Consider the following 16,764-nt stretch of genomic DNA (forward strand, 5'->3'; position numbering starts at 1 on the left):
TATGGGTTTATCTTTAGGTATTGATTTTGGCACATCGGGAGCGCGAGCGATTGCTATTGATTCTAGCAAAAATATCGTCGCTGAGGTTCATTATCCCTTCACTAATGCCAATTTTCAGGATTGGCAAAAGGCCCTATTTTATTTATTGGATAATCTAGGGGATTCGGTGCGTTCAGAACTTAAATCGATCGCGATTAACGGTACTTCCTCGACGGTGTTATTATGTGATAATTGGGGTAATCCTCTTTCTGAGGCCATATTATACAATGATGGGCGAGGAATTGCCTTTTTAGAAGCAATTAAAGCTATAGCACCTCCTCACCATCCCGTGATTAGTGCTACCTCCAGTTTAGCTAAATTATTTTGGTGGAGTCAGCAAGAAATTTTTTCCCAAGCGCATTATTTTCTCTCGCAAGCTGATTGGTTAGCATTTCTGCTGCACGGTAAGCTGGGAATTAGTGATTATCACAATGCCTTAAAGTTAGGTTATGATCTCGAAAATCTCTGTTATCCCCATTGGTTAGAGAATTTACCGATGTTTAATTTACTGCCGGAAATTTTTACCCCGGGTACAGCGATCGATACTATTAAACCGGATTTAGTGACTCGTTTTGCTATCCCGAAAGATTGTTTAATTTATACGGGAACCACCGACAGTATAGCGGCATTTTTAGCCAGTGGTGCTAATTCTTTAGGGGCTGCAGTGACATCTTTAGGTTCAACTTTAGTTTTAAAATTATTAAGTAGCCAGAAAGTTGATGATAGTAACTATGGCATCTATAGTCATCGTTTAGGAAATTTGTGGTTAACTGGTGGGGCATCTAATACGGGGGGAGCAGTGTTAAAGAAGTTTTTTTCTAATCAAGAATTGAGAAATTATAGTTTAGCAATAGATGGACAAAAAGAAAGTAATTTAGATTATTATCCTCTACTAAAAGCGGGCGAGCGTTTTCCCATTAATGATCCTTTTTTACCCGCAAAACTGACTCCCCGCCCCGATAATCCTCGAGAATTTTTGCATGGTTTACTAGAAAGTATTGCCCGCATTGAAGCTTTAGGTTATCAGCGTTTACAGGAATTGGGAGCCAATAAATTACAGCGAGTTTATAGTGCGGGTGGTGGGGCAAAAAATTCGACTTGGAGAATAATTCGTCAGCGTCATTTAGGGGTTCCCGTGCTTTTATCTAAACAGGAGCAAGCGGCCTATGGTACTGCCCTATTAGCACAGCAATCGGTTACGCTATTGAAATAGTCTCATAAGTAGGGTTTGCGGCAAAAAGTTTGTTGGTGGGGTTAGGAGTTAGGAGTCGGTCGTCAGGAGATAGGAGTTAGGAGATTATTTTATTTATTCTCCCCACACCCCACACCCCACACCCTACACCCTTCGTTAATTAACCGTAATAGGGTGGCTCATTACCCGGTTTCCATTTGATATTACAGCCTAAACTCGGTTTTTGCTCCGTCGGCACCGGTTGACCGGCTAAAACCTTGTCAATAGCGGTGCGGAGATCTTTGCCTGTCACCGGTATTCCATTACTAGGACGACTATCATCCAATTGACCGCGATAGACTAGAAGGCGCTGACTATCAAAGAGGAAAAAATCGGGAGTACAGGCTGCCGTGTAAGCTTTCGCCACTTCTTGGCTTTCGTCATAGCATAAATTGAATTTAAAGTCAAGAGTTATCGCCATTTTTTTCAAATTTTCTGGCGAATCATCGGGATATTTCTCCACATCATTAGAACTAATGGCGAGGATGCCCAGATTGGTGTTAGCATAATCGCGACCTAGACGGGTAAGTTCTTCTTGAATGTGTTTAACAAAGGGACAATGTTCACAGAGGAAGATGACTAACAGAGCGGTTTTAGCCGCAAAGCTGTCCAGAGAGATAGTTTCACCCGAAACCACATCGGGTAAGGCAAAACTGGGAGCTTTTGTCCCCAAATCTAACATTGTGGACTCGGTGCGTGCCATAAAGTTTCTACTCTTTTCTATAGGGAGGACTGAGATTTTTATAGCATTTCATGCTTCATCGCGCAAATTTAACGCCTTAATCAGTATCAGTAATCAGTAAACAGTAAACTGATAAGCCATTAACCTATCTAAATTACTGGTTAGAGCTGCAGTAGTCATAGTTCGCAGTGTCCGCCAATTATGGAATAAAACTACTACAGAAATTCGCTTCTTCATCAGTAGTTTAGCAGCAGATGCCCAAAAACACGCCGAGGTGATTCGCAGACATTTGAGTATTGAAAATAGTCTCCATTGGGTACTCGATGTTACATTTAATGAAGATGCCAGTGGGATTCCTCTGGGGTATGGAGCGGAAACACCTTTGTAACCCCTAAATTAGGTTTTATGTCAAGCTATTTTGAAAGCCTTGCTAGAAACCAGTTTTAGGGACAAGTATAATTACTCACTTGCATAAATGAGATGCTCCGGGCAAACGGCAAACTGGCAAATGGCAAACTTACTGGAAAAATCAAATTATGGGAACTTTGCAAGCAAAAAACCACATCCTCAAACCTGTATTCATCATCATATCAGGATTAGCGATTACTCAAACTATCGGCTGTACAACTTTCAATAGCTATCATCAGAAAAATCAAGTAAACGCCCAAACACCTGCAAAACCAGCACCCCAAGAAATTGTACAAACTGGAGAAGTGCGCCCTTTACCTGGTAGTTTAGATAAAATACCTGTTTTTAATAGCAACAGTCCAGAATGGATCAAAAATGAAGGTATTCTACTTTCTACTTTTACACCTAATAACAAAAAAGTTCCAGCCGCACATTTAAACTTTCCCATTCAAGGCAGATTTGATTTATTTGCTCATCATTATACCCACACTCCCAAGGATTTACAAACCTTATATATAGGAGTAATTTTACATAATCCCAGTAAAAAACCTATCACTATTAACATTTTACAAGGTGCGAGTTATTTAATGACAGAAGCACCGTTTGTCACCTTGCAACCCTACATAGAAAATAACGATGGTAAAGCATTTTCTGGACCAGGTGCAAGAGCAGTAGCGGATGTTTTGCGGGGAGTACGTCAAAAAGAATTTCCAGCAAGAATAGTCATTCCTGCTGGGGGAAGTCAAATGTTATTAAACCATCCTATCCCAGTCAGAAATTTAGAAAAACCTGTCAATGGCAGATCCAGTTTTTTCCGATTAAATAGCAGTGGTAAAATTTATGCAGCGAGTTTAGCCATGTTTGCGAAAAAAAATGCTGATGGTAGCGAGCGCGCACCCACATTAAAAGAATGGCAAGACTTATTAAATAACGGTAACTTTGCAGGACCAAGAGATAAAACCCCCACACCCCCAGATGCAAAAGGAGGTCAATTAATTTACAGCAGAGTCGCAGGTATATCCGAAGGTGCAACATGGAAAGCAAACCTCACAGACAACACCAAAACCCAAACCCTGACTATTCCCGAACCAGGTAAAATTATTTCTTATCCCATAGCCAACTTACGGGGTGGAAGGTTAGGAACAGAACAAAGCCAAACCGCAAAAATGCTAGTGCGGTATCCTGATACTGCTTACGAAGCACATGGTAACTATGGGGTAGAATATCAACTCAACATACCTTTAACTAATAACACTAATAAAAATCAGACAGTTAGCATCACTTTAGAAACTCCATTAAAAGAAGATAGACTATCTGAAAAAGGAATTAAATTTAGAAAACCATCATTAGACTTTCCCTTTTTCCGTGGTACAGTGCGTTTAAAATATAGCGATGATCAAGGTAAACAACAAACCCGTTATGTACATTTATGGCATAGAACAGGGCAGGTTTTAGATCCTTTATTAAAACTAGATTTAAAACCAGGAACTCAAATAAAAGTACAATTAGATGTTATTTATCCACCTGATTCTACACCGCCGCAGGTGGTTACAATTAAGACTTTGGAAAATTAAAATAAATTGCAACAGACAAAAATCACTGACTGCCTTGTCTGTTACGGCGAACTGACAGGAGTTAATCTGAGAGTAAGCAAAAAAAAGGGCGTTGCTGAATCAAGGTATGAATGACAATCTTGCACCCATCCAAAAGTTAGTTTGGGTCTAGGTTTTAAAAATCCCACAAAAGAAAATTCATATCTCAAATCAGCAACGCCGGTTGAATGGTACTCAACCCCTCTTTCTTTCCCTCCCCGTTTATCTTGACTCTAATCTCGGAATTTAGGAACAGTTTTCTTAGCTTAAATCCCGGAATTAACCTACTGAAACTGAACTGCCCAATTTTCGATCACACGCTGACTTTCGCGAGCAATAACTAAAGCGTTATCGGGGACATTTTTAGTAATAGTTGAACCCGCAGCCACGGTGACATTTTTTCCTAACTCTAGAGGAGCCACTAAAACACTATTTGCCCCAGTTTTTGTACCACTGCCGATCATCGTTTGGTGTTTTTTCACGCCATCGTAATTAGCAGTAATTGTTCCCGCACCAACGTTAACTTTTTCCCCTAAAGTGGCATCTCCCAGATAGGATAAATGGGCAATATTGGTTTTATTGCCGATGTCACTTTTTTTAATTTCAACAAAATTACCGACTCGACAATTAGCCCCAATTTTCGCTTCTCCGCGCAAATGAGCGTAGGGACCGATACGACAACCGGAATCCACCTGACTATCAGAAATAACCGAAAATAAGACCGTTACATCGCTGCCTATGCGACTATTTTCGATTAAACTCCCCGGACCGAGACGACAACCAGAAGCGATTATCGTCTCACCGCGCAGATGGGTTTGGGGTTCAATAATCACATCGGCACTGAGGGTGACAGTATCCTCAATGGTGACACTATCGGGGTCAATTATGGTGACTCCAGCGGCCATCCAATCATCTTTGACTCTAGTTTGCAGGATATCATAGGCGGCGGCCAATTGTTTGCGATCATTGATGCCGCTAATTTCTAAACAATCCTCCACATCCACAGCCATGACAGGATCGAGAAAATTGACCACATCCGTGAGGTAATATTCACCCTGATCGTTATTGGGCGTTAAATTAGGCAGTATCGCCGCTAATTTTGACCAATTAAAGCAGTATATACCCCCATTAATCCGGTGGTTTTGTCGTTGGCCATCGGTACAGTCTCTTTCTTCCACAATCTCCTTAACGAGATTATTGCCATCACAAAAAACTCGACCGTAACCTTTCGGGTTAGGAAGGTTAGCAGTTAACAGGGTGGCAGCGTTACCATGGTCTTGATGAATCTGGAGAAGATTTTGCAAGGTTTCGGGACGCAACAGGGGAACATCGCCATTTAAGACCAACAAATCCCCCTGAAAGTCCTCTAAATGGGGGATTAACTGCTGAATAGCATGGCCAGTGCCTAACTGTTCCTTTTGTTCGACAAATTCGATATCCTCAAGATGCTGTAGAGTATTTCGCACCTGTTCTCCCTGATAACCGATAATCACCAGTTTTCGCCGGGGATGTAAGGATTCGCTGACATTAAGGACCCGTTCCACTAGCGATCGACTGCCGAGGGGATGTAAAACTTTCGGAAGGCTGGACTTCATTCGGGTTCCCTTACCCGCCGCTAAAATTGCTACCGCTACCATGGTCATGCTTGCCAATATCGTTCGCGACCGAGTATATCGCACTCCGATCCCTTTGGGTGCAAGAATTTTTCCCCTCTTTGAGCCTGTGCCAGTTGAGAAACTACCATAAAAAGGTTTTCTTTAAGACATTGTTAAGGTACTATACACAAATTGAAACAATTAAACATAATCAGCACTCTATAGATACCGCTATGACAACTGTACTAACTAAGGAATCCTCCGCCATGAAACAGATTCGCACCACCTACCAAGCTGACCAACAGGTTAAATATCTCCATTTAGAAGCGGAAATCGAGGTACTGCTGCAACAACTGCAAAACCTCAAGCGCAAAAACCAAGAGAATCAACACCTAAATTAAAGAAAATTTCCCTAAGAATTCTCAAATCCCACCCTCTGATCAGCGAGAAGGTGGGAAAATGTTTTTTGAGAATTCCAGATAGGTGTAGATTAATGATCAATTTTGCCTTACAGCAAGCCTTCGCCCGTCGTCATGCCCTGAAAGTGATTAGTGGGTTAAATAATTTTGATCGCTCGCAGGTTCTCTCAGTAGTTAAAGCCGCTACAGCCGGAGGAGCAACTTTTGTCGATATTGCCGCCAATGCTGACCTAATTCGGGCGGTAAAAGCCTTGACAAATTTGCCCGTATGTGTATCGGCCGTCGATCCAGAATTGTTGGTGATGGCAGTGGCGGCCGGGGCCGATTTAATTGAGATCGGTAATTTCGATAGTTTTTATGCCCAAGGACGCATTTTTGAGGCGGCGGAAGTTTTAGCCCTCACCCGTCAAACTCGCGACCTACTGCCCGAAATTACCCTGTCTGTGACAGTTCCCCATCGGCTGCCCCTCGATGAACAGGTGAGACTAGCGGAAGCTTTAGTTAGTCAGGGTGCCGACATTATTCAAACCGAAGGCGGCACTAGCAGTCAACCCCGTCACGCCGGTATTTTGGGACTGATTGAAAAAGCTGCCCCGACTTTAGCGGCAGCCCACGCTATTTCCCATGCGGTTAAAGTTCCCGTCCTCTGCGCTTCCGGTTTATCCAGCGTTACCGCACCGATGGCGATCGCTGCTGGAGCGGCCGGCATCGGTGTGGGTTCGGCGATCAATCAATTGGATAATGAAGTGGCTATGGTGGCAGCCGTGCGCGGTTTAGTCGAATCTCTGCAAGCACAACCAATCCATATTGGCAACTAGAACAATTTTTGTCTAGATACGACGGAGAAGGGGCTGTTTTCCCTTCTCTTTTTCCCTCTGTTATCAGTTATCAGGAGTCAGGAGTCGGTCGTCAGGAGTCGGTCGTCAGGAGGCAGGAGGCGGTCGTCAGGAGGCAGGAGGCAGGATTCAGGAGTCAGGAGGCAGGATTCAGGATTCAGTAGATTATTTTATTTATTCTTCCCACTTCCCCACACCCCACTTCCCCACTTCCCCACACCCCACACCCCACTTCCCACTTCCCACTTCCCCACTCCCCCATCCCCATCAACTGTGGTAAAATGCCCTATGGCTCAAAACATTAGAGATAGAAGCACTCCACCATGATTCGAGATATCTTCATGCCCGCGCTCAGTTCCACCATGACCGAAGGAAAAATAGTTTCTTGGGTGAAGTCCCCCGGGGAAAAAGTCAGCAAAGGGGAAACGGTGTTAGTGGTCGAATCCGACAAAGCCGACATGGACGTGGAATCGTTTTATGATGGCTATCTCGCTGTAATTTTAGTCGAAGCTGGCCAGGAAGCACCCGTGGGGGAAGCGATCGCCTATATCGCCGAAACTGAAGCGGAAATTGAACTGGCCAAAGCTCAGGGAAAAACCGCCGCAGCTGCCCCTAGCAAGCCCGTAGAGACCCCAGAAATCGCTCCGCCTCCCGTTTCGATCCCCGTTGCCGCCGTTAAAGAGAATGGCCGTTTAGTCGCCTCTCCCAGGGCCAAAAAACTGGCTAAAGAATTAAAGGTAGATCTGAAAACCCTAGTGGGTAGCGGCCCCCACGGACGAATTACCGCCGAAGACGTAGAAAAAGCGACAGGAAAAGTCAGCACCGCCCCCGCTCCCGTCATTACTCCCCCGCAACCCGTCAGCGTGCCTGTAGCGGCTCCTAAAGCCCCGATTCCAACCAGCGCCCCAGTCGGACGGACTGTTCCCCTCACCACTCTGCAAAAAGCCGTCGCCCAGAATATGTCGGTTAGCCTACAGGTTCCCACCTTCCAAGTGGGCTACACTATCACCACCGACCCACTGGATCAACTCTATCAACAGCTAAAATCTAAGGGTGTCACCATGACGGCCCTGTTAGCAAAAGCGGTAGCTAATACCCTCGCTAAACATCCGATCGTTAATGCCAGCTATAGCGATGCAGGAATTCAATACCACGGGGCGATTAACGTGGCCGTAGCCGTAGCTATGCCCGATGGTGGCTTAATTACGCCGGTTTTGCGCTCTGCTAACCAGATGGATATCTATTCCCTCTCCCGCAGTTGGAAAGATTTAGTCGATCGCGCCCGCAGTAAACAACTGCAACCGGAAGAATATAATAGCGGTACTTTTACCATTTCTAATCTGGGAATGTTCGGAGTCGATCGCTTTACCGCTATCTTACCCCCCAACCAAGGCGCAATCCTGGCCGTGGGTGCTTCCCGTCCCCAAATCGTCGTCAATAAAGATGGTTTATTCGGAGTGCAAAAACAGATGACGGTTAATCTCACCAGTGACCACCGAGTCATCTACGGGGCCGATGCTGCCTCCTTTCTGCAAGACTTGGCTAAACTGATCGAAACTGAGGTGCAGTCCTTAACTATGTAATCAGAATCTAGACAGCAGGAGCCAAGGGAGTTTCTCTCTAGCTCCTGCTTTGTTGTTACTAAAAAAATGTAAAGAATTAGCTAAAATGGGTTTAACCTTATCTATCACCCGAAACTATCGCCCAAACAAGGCCAAAAAAAGTGTTAATCTCAGGGAACTTTAAGATATAAGCTAATATCGGTAAATTAACCCTCAATCTCGCCCTATATATTAAGCCTACACTAATTCGTATTCCCACGACCTAACGCCTACCCATAGGAAAAAATGATCACAGAGAATAGTCGCTTACGTTCAGAATTTTTAAATACACAGGTTATCACTCGCAATACAGGCAAAAAACTCGGCGTTGTTAAAGATATCCTAGTAGATATCGATCAACGAGAAGTGGTTGCCCTGGGACTCCGCGATAATATCCTCTCCCTGTCGGGAATGCCTCAATATATGTATTTATCGAGCATCAGTCAGACGGGAGACGTGGTTCTCGTTGAAGATGATAACGTCTTGGAATCCGTCGATATCGATGCTTATACTCCCTTAATCGGTAGTGAAGTGATCACGGAAACCGGCGAACCTTTAGGCAAAGTCCGCGATTATCAATTTAATCCCCTTAGTGGTCAATTACATTCCATTATCATCGCTTCCCTGGGATTGCCTCTTATCCCCGAACAATTGATCAGTACCTACGAAATTTCCATTGAAGAAGTGGTTAGCAGCGGTCCCAATCGCTTAATTGTCTTTGAAGGGGCTGAAGAACGTCTCACCCAAGTTAGTGTGGGAGTGTTGGAACGTTTGGGTATTGGTCGTCCCCCCTGGGAAAGAGAAGAGGAAGAAGCTTATTATACTCCCGCTGCTCGTCCAGAAAATCAGTTAGGTACGGGTATTCCCCTCCGCACCCCCGTGGAGGCCGCTAAACCCGTTGAAGAACGCTGGAGTGAAGACGAATGGGAAAAAGAACCCCTGCGCGCCACTCCCCCACCGCAAAAACGGGCCGAAGCTCGTTATTATGAGGAAGAATACGAGGAAGAAGAAGATAATTGGGGAGAAGCTCGCTCAGAACGCACAGAAAGCTTTTCTCGTCCTCAGTACGACGATTACGAAGATAAGGCCGAGGATGATATGTGGGATGATGACGTGGAACCAGATTACAATCCCCCCCGCATCAATATCACCGAGAAGAAAAAAGAGAGAATCCCCGAATACGAAGACGGTTAATCTTTGACAGTCCCCCTATCCATTAGTTACATCTTTCTTAACATAAAATTTGACAAAAAAAGAAAAGTGTGCTATGTGGACAAAGGGGGTTCTCTGGGGGGACTAAATATTTTGGGGATCACGTCGAGTGCAGTGATTTGTCAGACTTTACAGATTTTCAATGAACTCTTCAACTGTGACTTGGGCTTGTTTCAGAATTCCACTTAATGTACCAACCTTCAATTCCCGATGTAAAGGGACAACACAACCAATTTTGCCCTCTTCGGTTTCTTTCTTCATCACAACATGGCTACCTGTTTGACGAACTTGCTCGAAGCCTAAGCGTTCAAGAGATCTAATTGCCTCCCCACTAGAGATTCGTGGCAGCTTAGGCATAACTAACCTCAATACTGGTCACAAATCTAGGGGATGTTTCTGGTAAGGTAAATTCCTCTAGGTAAAGCCGTGTGGCTTCTTTCAATCCAGCAATCGCCTGCTCAATTGTTTCTCCTTGATCTACTGTGCCAACTTCTGGACATTCAGCAATGTACATATTATCTTCTTTGTACAAAATAACAGTAAAGATGCGATTTTTCATGGTGTTTTATCATCTCAGGCTTACTCTGAAAATCATAACATAACTGTTTCCTAATCGTTTGGTTAGAAAATAGTTATGTTTCCCGATCATTGACCCAACTCAAGCTTTTTGAAAAACTCTATAAGATATTAAGTTATTAGTACTTAATCTAATATTGTCCCACCTTCCTAGAATTGAGTGAGAAGATTGTGCAAAAACAGGCGTAGAGTCGATATAGAGAATGGAAAATATTAAAGCAAAATAAAGTTTTTCTATCTTGAACTTTAACTTTGATGGTCTAATTAACATCTTTTATCCTCAATTTGTCCGAAAATTCTGTCTAACGGCATGCGGATCACCGGACGGTAGTAATGTTTGTATCAATAACAACAGAGTAACGATCCGTTCCGAGTGCAGCCGCTTGTTAGGTTGGTTAGGTTGAATTTCACTGATCAATATTTTGTTGATTTTTCTCTCGCTCGATTACTTTATAAATGTCAGGTGAAAAGCGTAGAGCATCGTTCTGTTTTTGGCGTTCTCGCGCGAAACGTTGCCTAGACTTTAAGGTTTCCCTCAATAGATACTTAACCCACTTATCTACATCTGCTCCAAACTGATACTCATCTAATAAAGCTTCTTCTGAGAAGCCAAGAAAAATTTGAATCAGATCAGAAGCAGTAAGCTCCAGATAACGATTGGAGTGATTTGGCTCTTCAGGCCAGTGGGGTAAGGTATCATCTCCAAAACTCATATCTTTTGCTAGCTCAATAAGATCATAATAATCTGTATACCAGATATTTTCATGATCCATATCAGGAAATATTCTAGCCTTGATTGCAAGATAGTTAATCGCCTTTAACAGGCTATCTTTTACTCTTTCTTGTTCTGATGGAGAATAATGTTCTTCAATTGCTGCCCGGAATAGTTGCCCTAATTCTTTACCTCTTTGAAAAGTTGTCTTTTTGTCTCTGTCAATTTCACTTTTTGTAAGTCTTTCCCCCTTTCCATACTCTGTCTTAGGCAACTGATCGTGCTTTCGACGAGACTCATCTAATTGAGGATTATGGGTATTGGAAGTGAATCTTTGAAATAGCTCAAATAATGACATAGCAATCAAGTCTCAGCTTACATGGATGGTACTTACATACATATATTACTAGAACAATAATAAAACTATCGTTGTTCTCAGATGATGTTGCTGCCTAACTACATATTATAGGTCAACTTTCTGCACAATACTCTCCAGAGTAACGATATGGGTCAACTTTCGGCATATTACCCCTTCTTACAACATATATACTCATTTGTCAATAGTTAGCAATATTTAATCTGCTTATACTTCGAGTTTTGACCTGAAAATGGGCGATCAATAGAGCAGCAATTATTGTAGTTGGGTTGACCCAAGTAAACCCAACAAAGAGTAACCTTTGGGGTGGTTGGGTTGCGCTTTTTCAAGCGAATTGAGCTATTTTCGCCCCAGTATTGTTTCGCCCAACCCAACCCACGAGGCGATGCGTACTGCTACGCAGTGCCTTCGGCATCGCACTATGAAGGCTTAAAAGCTAAACTGAAACCGAGTTGAATACAGACTGCTTTCTCTATTTCTTGCCAATAAACGTCTTCTAAAACACCCTGTTTATTCTTAATTCTTTGAGAATCTACAGCCCTCATTTGACTTAAGTTGATGTGTCGATCTCCGTCTAGTCCATTCTGCACTGTCGGGGTAATATTGACAACAAAAGGATAAGTCCTTTTCCCAGGCAACAATGGAGCAACTATTGTCGTTGTTCCATTTTGATTGCCAATATCGTTTTGTAAAATCAGGCAAGGGCGTTCTTTATCGGTTTCATAACCAACAACGGGTTTCAGATCGACCCACCATATCTCTCCTCGCTTATAGGTTAGTCTTCCATTAGGCATTTAGACCATCGCCCACTGCAATATCCCAGACAGAAATTTCTGCTTGCATCTCTGGATCATTGGCCTGATCTTTATAAGCATCTTCTAGCTCTTTCATAAAAACCCTTTTCTTCTCTTGCCAGAGAACATCATTGATAAAGCGGCTACGATTGCTTGCTAGTCGATCTACAAAGTCCAAAACTTCGTCGTCTAAGGTTATGCTAACTTTCTTACTCATTGCCCTAAACTGCCCACGACAGCCCAGTAGGATTAGAGCATCATACTAACTAATCCTACATTAATTGTCAATGCCTGCCTCTGATCTGTAAGTAGATTGAATGTCTAACGGTTGAACTCACCCGCCGTCACTAACTTTGGATGATAGCAGTAGTTTAGCAATTATTTTAGGTTGGGTTGACTCAAGGAAACCCAACAAAGAGTAACCTTTGGGGTGGTTGGGTTGCGCTTTTTCAAGCGAATTGAGCTATTTTCGCCCCAGTCTTGTTTCGCTCAACCCAACCCACGAGGCGATGCGCTCTGCTACGCAGTGCCTTTGGCATCGCACTATTGAGCCGATGCAGGGCTGCGCAGCAAGAACAGCCCGTCTACGACTTTCGCAGCCCCGCCCATTTCTTCGACGGCACGCACGACGCCTGGAAATTTTTCCGCCGAGTAATCATCGCCGCAAATAATATCGGCGCCGATTTTATTGGCCCATTCCAAGTCCGCCTTCGTGGCTTCATAGCCATGGTCTGCGTCACAAAAAAACAAGCTTGGCCTGGTGCCTTGATATTGGCGGTAAAACTCGTCTTTGTCCATTTTGACTTGCTGGACGTTGAATTTTTCAACCGCCTCCGCCAAGCGCAGCCGGGTGGCCGTATAGTGGGCTTCCGGCGCAATGCCTAAGGAATTCCACGAATAATTGTCCACGGTAATCAATTTCTGCCCGGGGTGCTTGAACAAGGTGATGACCAAGGTTGACCAGCCGTACAGCGTGCCAATTTCGATTATGGGCCTGGAAGGATCGCTGGCCTGCACCAGTTCGGCCAAAAATTTTGACTCGGACAGGCTTAACTGGCTGGTGGCCGCCAAGGCGCGGACGCTCTGGTAACATTTATAGTCGAACTCCAGCCCATGCCGCGCTTGCCATCGGCGTTCCGCGTCGCTTAAACGGCAGGCTTCGTAGCCAAAATGCTTGAGTAGGGCTTTGGGAATTTCCTTGATTAGGCTCATCACGGTGACTCTTGATAAGTTAACCTTAAATTTAAGCAGCCAAGGCTACTTTGAAACACGCCACCTTTCCCAATCGAAGAAAAAGGCAAGCCGTTTAAGCGCCTAACTACTCTATATTATTAGACGGAAACTTTCTGCATAACACTCTCCAGAGCAACGATATAGGTCAACTTTCGGCACAACACTCTCCAGAGTAACGATATGGGTCAACTTCCTGTATATCACCCCTTATTACAACATATATACTCATTTGTCAATAGGTAGTAATATTTAATCTGCTTATACTTCGAGTTTTGACCTGAAAATGGGCGATCGATAGTCAAGCGATCGAGAGATGGGGATGACCACGAGCCTGGGGGATTATGCAACGGTGAACAACTTATCCGCAGGTTTCCGGGGGGACAAAACCATAATCCGGGAGATTCCGGGCATTTCCGCAAGTCAGCTAAGACCGATTGACCCCAGAAAAAATCTTCAGAGCTACAACCACTATAACTAATAGCCGCTCCCCAATAACTGATCACTGAAAGAGGGCTAAACTAAAAAGCCGTGCTAAAATCAGCATATCTAGGGTCGCTTGTGTAGGTGATGGATAGGCTATGTTTGAAAGATTTACGGAAAAAGCCATTAAAGTAATCATGCTCGCCCAAGAAGAAGCCCGCCGCCTTGGCCATAACTTCGTGGGAACAGAGCAGATTTTACTAGGACTAATTGGAGAGGGAACGGGAGTTGCCGCCAAAGTCCTCAAGTCCATGGGTGTCAATCTCAAAGATGCGCGCGTGGAGGTGGAGAAAATCATCGGTCGCGGTTCCGGATTCGTAGCCGTGGAAATTCCCTTCACCCCCAGAGCCAAACGAGTTTTAGAACTCTCCCTCGAAGAAGCCCGTCAACTGGGCCATAACTATATTGGCACAGAACACCTCCTTTTAGGACTAATTCGCGAAGGGGAAGGTGTGGCCGCTAGGGTTCTGGAAAATCTCGGCGTGGATCTCTCGAAAGTTCGCACCCAAGTGATCAGAATGTTAGGGGAAACCGCCGAAGTGGCCGCTGGTTCATCTTCCCAAGGTCGCACTAAAACCCCCACTCTTGATGAATTTGGTTCCAATCTCACCCAAATGGCCAGCGAGGGTAAACTCGATCCCGTAGTCGGCCGACAAAAAGAAATCGAGCGCGTTATCCAAATTCTCGGTCGTCGTACCAAAAATAACCCAGTCCTAATCGGGGAACCGGGGGTAGGTAAGACAGCGATCGCAGAAGGATTGGCCCAACGCATCGCTAACAAGGATATTCCCGACATTCTCGAAGAAAAACGGGTTGTCACCCTCGATATCGGCTTGTTAGTGGCGGGAACCAAATATCGCGGCGAATTTGAGGAACGCCTCAAAAAAATCATGGACGAAATTCGCCAAGCGGGTAACGTCGTCCTTGTTATCGATGAAGTTCATACTCTCATCGGTGCCGGGGCAGCCGAAGGGGCGATCGATGCAGCCAATATTCTCAAACCAGCTTTAGCCCGGGGAGAACTGCAATGTATCGGGGCGACGACCTTGGATGAGTATCGCAAACATATCGAACGGGATGCGGCTCTAGAAAGACGTTTTCAACCGGTTATGGTCGGTGAACCCTCCGTAGAAGAAACGATCGAAATTCTCTACGGTCTCCGGGAACGCTACGAACAGCACCATAAATTAAAAATCTTAGATGAGGCCCTGGAAGCGGCGGCGAAATTGTCCGATCGCTACATTAGCGATCGCTTCTTACCGGACAAGGCGATCGATTTAATCGATGAGGCTGGTTCGAGAGTGCGCTTGATTAATTCCCAATTGCCACCGGCAGCCAAGGAATTAGACAAGGAACTGCGGCAAATTCTCAAACAAAAAGATGACGCGGTGCGCGGTCAAGACTTCGAGAAAGCCGGGGAATTGCGCGATCGGGAAATGGAAATCAAAACCCAGATCCGGAATCTCGCTTCTACCAAAAAAGGCGAAGATGGCAACGATGAACCCTTTGTGGATGCCGAGGAAATCGCTCACATCGTCGCTTCTTGGACTGGGGTTCCCGTCAATAAACTGACCGAAACCGAATCCGAGAAACTGCTGCACATGGAAGATACCCTACATCAGCGTCTCATCGGTCAAGAGGACGCGGTTAAAGCGGTGTCCCGCGCCATTCGTCGCGCTCGCGTCGGTCTGAAAAATCCCAACCGTCCCATTGCTTCCTTTATCTTCTCCGGTCCAACGGGGGTAGGTAAAACCGAGTTAACTAAAGCTCTGGCCGCTTATTTCTTTGGTTCGGAAGATGCGATGATCCGTCTCGATATGTCGGAATACATGGAACGGCACACGGTTTCTAAGTTAATCGGTTCACCTCCGGGTTATGTTGGTTACAACGAAGGGGGACAATTAACGGAAGCGGTGCGTCGTCGTCCTTATACGGTGGTGCTATTCGACGAAATCGAAAAAGCTCACCCCGATGTCTTCAATATGCTTCTGCAAATCCTTGAAGATGGACGTTTGACCGATGCCAAAGGTCGCACGGTGGACTTTAAAAATACCCTGTTGATCATGACCTCGAACATCGGTTCTAAAGTGATCGAGAAGGGTGGCGGTGGTTTAGGTTTCGAGTTTGCCGATAATCAGGCCGAGGCCCAGTATAATCGCATTCGATCGCTGGTTAATGAGGAATTAAAACAATATTTCCGCCCGGAATTCCTCAACCGTCTCGATGAGATTATTGTCTTCCGTCAACTCAATAAGGAAGAAGTGAAGGAAATCGCCGAAATCCTGCTCAAGGATGTGTTTAAACGTCTGACAGAACAAAATATTACTTTGTCTGTCACCGATAAGTTTAAAGAACGCTTGATCGAGGAAGGTTATAATCCGGCCTACGGCGCTCGTCCCTTACGTCGTGCGATTATGCGTCTGTTGGAAGATGTTCTGGCTGAGGAAATTCTCTCCGGACGGGTTTCCGATGGGGATACGGCCATGGTCGATATCGATGAGGAAGGTAAGGTGAAAGTTATTTCGGGGGAAAGACGCGAGTTAATCGCTCCCGTGATCGAATAAATTCTCACTGGAATTAGTTAAATAAAAGGTGGGCTTTTTGCTCACCTTTTCTCGTAAAAATAGGGGGAAAAAGTGCGATGAAAGTCTGGATTGTGGGTTGTGTTTTGTTATTTTTGTTGGTGGAATTTTATCAGTGGGCGAAGGGGTTTATTTTACCGTTACCTCTCTATATTTTTGCCGGAGCTTTGCTATCGATCGCTTCTAATTATTCTCAAGATATGAGCAATTTATTTGCTAGAAATGAACAGGTTTATCAAACTGCTAGTTTAAGTGATGTTCCTCCTATTTTGACGGCAGAAACCGCAATTACCAGCCTAGAAGCGGCAGCATCGGAGGATAGTAAAAAGCCTTTTGCATGAGCGCCTATCCCCACCGGTAAGTTGACAACCTAAGTGGGATCGCTATAGTTATTAA

Annotated in this window: 17 protein-coding genes; 9 read left to right on the forward strand and 8 right to left on the reverse strand. The window is 44.7% G+C overall.

Going from position 1 to position 16,764, the window contains the following annotated elements; all coding sequences use genetic code 11:
* Position 1 precedes the first annotated feature (1 nt).
* Positions 2-1,252 carry an FGGY-family carbohydrate kinase gene (locus RAM70_RS14910; RefSeq protein WP_312675940.1) on the forward strand — a complete coding sequence of 417 codons (1,251 nt, stop codon included), beginning with the start codon at positions 2-4 and terminating at the stop codon, positions 1,250-1,252.
* Between the two features lie 139 nt (positions 1,253-1,391).
* On the opposite strand, the gene RAM70_RS14915 is transcribed toward RAM70_RS14910, so the two are convergent.
* Positions 1,392-1,973: a thioredoxin family protein gene (locus tag RAM70_RS14915; protein WP_312674394.1), complete on the reverse strand. Its 582-nt coding sequence runs from the start codon at positions 1,971-1,973 to the stop codon at positions 1,392-1,394.
* A 157-nt stretch (positions 1,974-2,130) separates the two neighbouring features.
* On the opposite strand from RAM70_RS14915, the gene RAM70_RS14920 reads away from it, so the two are divergent.
* Positions 2,131-2,340 (forward strand): ISAs1 family transposase, encoded by a 210-nt coding sequence (locus RAM70_RS14920; protein ID WP_376750920.1) that lies wholly within the window; start codon positions 2,131-2,133, stop codon positions 2,338-2,340.
* A 148-nt stretch (positions 2,341-2,488) separates the two neighbouring features.
* Positions 2,489-3,934 (forward strand): DUF3370 domain-containing protein, encoded by a 1,446-nt coding sequence (locus RAM70_RS14925; RefSeq protein WP_045357038.1) that lies wholly within the window; start codon positions 2,489-2,491, stop codon positions 3,932-3,934.
* A 302-nt stretch (positions 3,935-4,236) separates the two neighbouring features.
* Here the strand turns inward: RAM70_RS14925 and glmU are convergent, their stop codons facing one another.
* Complete coding sequence (gene glmU / locus RAM70_RS14930) at positions 4,237-5,589, reverse strand: bifunctional UDP-N-acetylglucosamine diphosphorylase/glucosamine-1-phosphate N-acetyltransferase GlmU (protein WP_312675942.1); 1,353 nt, start codon at positions 5,587-5,589, stop codon at positions 4,237-4,239.
* A 191-nt stretch (positions 5,590-5,780) separates the two neighbouring features.
* On the opposite strand from glmU, the gene RAM70_RS14935 reads away from it, so the two are divergent.
* From RAM70_RS14935 to RAM70_RS14950, 4 genes are all read left to right on the forward strand, one after another.
* Positions 5,781-5,948 (forward strand): hypothetical protein, encoded by a 168-nt coding sequence (locus RAM70_RS14935; protein ID WP_002756735.1) that lies wholly within the window; start codon positions 5,781-5,783, stop codon positions 5,946-5,948.
* A 92-nt stretch (positions 5,949-6,040) separates the two neighbouring features.
* Positions 6,041-6,784 (forward strand): DUF561 domain-containing protein, encoded by a 744-nt coding sequence (locus RAM70_RS14940; RefSeq protein WP_045357051.1) that lies wholly within the window; start codon positions 6,041-6,043, stop codon positions 6,782-6,784.
* A 341-nt stretch (positions 6,785-7,125) separates the two neighbouring features.
* Complete coding sequence (locus RAM70_RS14945; RefSeq protein WP_312674397.1) at positions 7,126-8,385, forward strand: dihydrolipoamide acetyltransferase family protein; 1,260 nt, start codon at positions 7,126-7,128, stop codon at positions 8,383-8,385.
* Positions 8,386-8,649: 264 nt separating this feature from the next.
* On the forward strand, positions 8,650-9,597 hold the full coding sequence (locus RAM70_RS14950) for a PRC-barrel domain-containing protein (protein ID WP_045357055.1): 948 nt from the start codon (positions 8,650-8,652) through the stop codon (positions 9,595-9,597).
* Positions 9,598-9,744: 147 nt separating this feature from the next.
* Here the strand turns inward: RAM70_RS14950 and RAM70_RS14955 are convergent, their stop codons facing one another.
* The 6 genes from RAM70_RS14955 to RAM70_RS14980 all read right to left on the reverse strand — a co-directional run bounded on the left by RAM70_RS14955 (position 9,745) and on the right by RAM70_RS14980 (position 13,285).
* Positions 9,745-9,972, reverse strand: coding sequence for a type II toxin-antitoxin system HicA family toxin (locus RAM70_RS14955; RefSeq protein ID WP_016514648.1), 228 nt, complete (start codon positions 9,970-9,972; stop codon positions 9,745-9,747).
* The gene (locus tag RAM70_RS14960) at positions 9,965-10,174 is read right to left on the reverse strand and encodes a type II toxin-antitoxin system HicB family antitoxin (protein WP_002734849.1); all 210 of its coding nucleotides are present in this window, start codon (positions 10,172-10,174) and stop codon (positions 9,965-9,967) included. Before RAM70_RS14960 ends, RAM70_RS14955 begins: the two co-directional genes overlap by 8 nt.
* Before the next feature lie 424 nt (positions 10,175-10,598).
* Entirely contained in the window at positions 10,599-11,261 is a 663-nt protein-coding gene (locus tag RAM70_RS14965; RefSeq protein WP_045357062.1) for a hypothetical protein, read from the reverse strand.
* A 437-nt stretch (positions 11,262-11,698) separates the two neighbouring features.
* Complete coding sequence (locus RAM70_RS14970) at positions 11,699-12,073, reverse strand: type II toxin-antitoxin system PemK/MazF family toxin (RefSeq protein WP_016515140.1); 375 nt, start codon at positions 12,071-12,073, stop codon at positions 11,699-11,701.
* On the reverse strand, positions 12,066-12,290 hold the full coding sequence (gene mazE / locus RAM70_RS14975) for a type II toxin-antitoxin system MazE family antitoxin (RefSeq protein WP_004158853.1): 225 nt from the start codon (positions 12,288-12,290) through the stop codon (positions 12,066-12,068). The genes RAM70_RS14970 and mazE overlap by 8 nt, the downstream gene beginning before the upstream one ends.
* A gap of 326 nt (positions 12,291-12,616) precedes the next feature.
* Positions 12,617-13,285: a class I SAM-dependent methyltransferase gene (locus tag RAM70_RS14980; protein ID WP_242017305.1), complete on the reverse strand. Its 669-nt coding sequence runs from the start codon at positions 13,283-13,285 to the stop codon at positions 12,617-12,619.
* 599 nt (positions 13,286-13,884) lie between these two features.
* Between RAM70_RS14980 and RAM70_RS14985 the strand changes: the two genes are divergently transcribed.
* Together RAM70_RS14985 and RAM70_RS14990 are read left to right on the forward strand one after the other, a co-directional pair.
* A complete protein-coding gene (locus tag RAM70_RS14985; protein WP_002732350.1) occupies positions 13,885-16,350 on the forward strand; it encodes an ATP-dependent Clp protease ATP-binding subunit in 2,466 nt (821 codons plus the stop codon).
* A 77-nt stretch (positions 16,351-16,427) separates the two neighbouring features.
* Positions 16,428-16,709, forward strand: coding sequence for a hypothetical protein (locus RAM70_RS14990; protein ID WP_312674399.1), 282 nt, complete (start codon positions 16,428-16,430; stop codon positions 16,707-16,709).
* Positions 16,710-16,764 lie beyond the last annotated feature (55 nt).

It is taken from the genome of Microcystis wesenbergii NRERC-220 (genome assembly GCF_032027425.1).
GTDB lineage: Bacteria > Cyanobacteriota > Cyanobacteriia > Cyanobacteriales > Microcystaceae > Microcystis > Microcystis wesenbergii_A.